3 protein-coding genes are annotated in these 2,344 nt (G+C 42.6%); 2 read left to right on the top strand and 1 reads right to left on the bottom strand.

Annotation, left to right across the window (positions count from 1 at the left end):
- Positions 1 to 25 precede the first annotated feature (25 nt).
- Together lsrF and AAF462_11645 are read left to right on the top strand one after the other, a co-directional pair.
- Positions 26 to 859 carry a 3-hydroxy-5-phosphonooxypentane-2,4-dione thiolase gene (lsrF, locus tag AAF462_11650; protein MEM7009777.1) on the top strand — a complete coding sequence of 278 codons (834 nt, stop codon included), beginning with the start codon at positions 26 to 28 and terminating at the stop codon, positions 857 to 859.
- Between the two features lie 30 nt (positions 860 to 889).
- Positions 890 to 1,915, top strand: a complete 1,026-nt coding sequence (locus AAF462_11645; GenBank protein MEM7009776.1) for a zinc-dependent dehydrogenase — start codon at positions 890 to 892, stop codon at positions 1,913 to 1,915.
- Between the two features lie 2 nt (positions 1,916 to 1,917).
- On the opposite strand, the gene AAF462_11640 is transcribed toward AAF462_11645, so the two are convergent.
- Positions 1,918 to 2,268 (bottom strand): phage holin family protein, encoded by a 351-nt coding sequence (locus AAF462_11640; protein ID MEM7009775.1) that lies wholly within the window; start codon positions 2,266 to 2,268, stop codon positions 1,918 to 1,920.
- Positions 2,269 to 2,344 lie beyond the last annotated feature (76 nt).

Genomic DNA, 2,344 nt, shown 5'->3' with positions numbered 1-2,344 from the left:
AAATTTTGACTGAAATAATCTTAAAATTGAGAGGTGTAAAGTCATGGACTGGGGTATGAAAAATAGAATGGCAAGAATTATTAACCCTAAAACCGGAAGGGCCGTTATGCTTGCGTTTGATCACGGTTATTTCCTTGGGCCAACACATAAACTTGAGGAACCGCGCAAAACCATTGAGCCGCTTATGCCTTATGCTGATACGATAATGCTTACGAGAGGCGTGCTCCGCACGTCAGTTGACCCGGATTCAGGCGCCAATGTCGTTCTCAGAGTCTCAGGCGGATCAAGCATCATTGGAGCCGATCTTGCAGATGAAGGTATTACTACTTCATTTAAAGATGCTATTAAATTAAACGTAGCCGGAGTTGGCATATCAGTCTTTGTCGGAAGCGATTATGAGAGCCAAACACTATTAAATCTTGCAGAGCTGGTTAATAAGGGCGAAGAATATGGTATTCCAGTACTAGGGATCACTGCTGTAGGGAAAGAGCTTGAGAAAAGAGATGCTCGTTTTCTTTCACTTTGCTGCCGTATATGTGCAGAGCTTGGAACTCATATTGTAAAAACATATTACTGTGAGGATTTTGAGAAAGTTACAACCAGTTGCCCAGCGCCTATTGTGATAGCAGGTGGACCCAAGCTTGAAACTGAGATGGACGTATTTGAAATGACTTACAATGCACTTGAGCAGGGCGCAATTGGCGTTGATATGGGAAGAAACATTTGGCAAAACGATCATCCGGTTGCAGTGTTAAGAGCCATCAGGTCAATTGTTCATGAGAACAACAATGCAAAGCAGGCTCATGACATATTCCTTAGTCTTAAGGAAGAGGAAACGAAGAAGGCGGCAAACGCCTAGGCTCTGGCAGAACATTTTCAGAATATAACTATGAAAGTAGCAATGTACTACAAGAATGCGGACGTGCGGCTTGAGGAGATGAACGTTCCAAAAATTGGTCCTTCTGAAATTCTTATCCGCGTCTATGCAAGCGGTATTTGCGGAAGTGACCTTATGGAGTGGTACAGACTACCAAAAGCCCCTTTAGTCTTAGGGCATGAAATTGCGGGTGAGGTAGTTGAGGTTGGAGATAAAGTTTCTAAATTCAGTGTTGGCGAGCGCGTTATTGCAACTCATCATGTTCCCTGTAACACCTGTTATCACTGTCTAAGAGGAAATCATTCCGCTTGTCCAACTCTTAGATCAACTAGCTTTGACCCGGGTGGATTCTCTGAATATATACGTATCCCTGAGATTAATGTGGACCGTGGAGTGCTAAAGCTCCCGGATAATGTTAGTTATGAAGAAGCTTCATTCGTAGAACCTCTTGGCTGTGTTGTGAGAGGTCAGCGTTTGGCTGGGTTTCAGATGACCGACACAGTGGCTGTAATGGGCAGCGGAATGACAGGGCTGCTCCATGTTCAACTAGCAAAGGCACAGGGCGCAGGGAAAATAATTGCTACGGATATTAGTGATTACAAACTCAGTATTGCGAAAGAGTTTGGAGCCGATTATCCAATTCATGCAGATAAAGATATTGCCTCTCATATTAGAGAGGTTAATGACGGCAGACTCGCAGATTTTGTTGCGGTATGTATTGGTGCAAAACCGGTTTTAGAGCAAGCTTTTGATCTAGTTGAGCCCGGAGGTACGATCTTATTTTTTGCACCTTCAGGGCCTGATACTAAAATTGAGATTCCTTTTAACGACTATTGGTGGTCTGGAGTGAAAACACTAAGCTCCTACGCAGCATCTCCTGAGGATTTGGCTATTGCGCTCGAGCTAATTAGCTCAAGAAGAGTAAATGTTGCCGATATGGTAACTCACAGAGTTCCGCTTTCTGAAACTGGAGAGGGATTTCGTATGGTCGAGCAGGGCGGGGACTCAATAAAGATAATAGTCGAGCCTCATAAGTAGTTTTACTTTCCAGCGCCTATCAAACCTCTAATCAGCATATTCACTATTGCGAGTACTATAGCGCCGAAAAAGGCCGCCCAAAAACCGCTAACACTAAATCCTGGTGATAATAGTGACGATGCGAACATCAGCATAAGAGCATTTATTACTAAAAAGAATATGCCAAAAGTAAGTATAGATATCGGGATTGTGATAATTTTTAGAAAGATACCTATAGTTGCATTAATAATACCTATAACAACTGCTGCTATAAGCGCAGAGCCAAAGTCCTGAACCGAAAACCCAGGGATTATATAACCTACAATTAAAATGCTTAGTGCGCTTATTATTAGGCTTAATAAAAGGGCTAACATAGGCTCTATTTTATATTGAATTGTCTAGAATTGGAATAGTTAAAATAAAAGGGGCGACAAGCGCCGCCCCTTATTT

The organism is Thermodesulfobacteriota bacterium, assembly GCA_039028315.1.
Lineage (GTDB): Bacteria > Desulfobacterota_D > UBA1144 > Nemesobacterales > UBA2774 > CR02bin9.
Note: the sequence above shows the minus strand (reverse complement) of the source record. Positions and strands in the feature narration are given on the sequence as shown.

Excerpts from the sequence above, each read along its gene's own strand:
- AAF462_11645 (MEM7009776.1), top strand. The coding sequence starts at position 890 with ATGAAAGTAGCAATGTACTACAAGAATGCGGACGTGCGGCTTGAGGAG.
- AAF462_11640 (MEM7009775.1), bottom strand. The coding sequence starts at position 2,268 with ATGTTAGCCCTTTTATTAAGCCTAATAATAAGCGCACTAAGCATTTTA.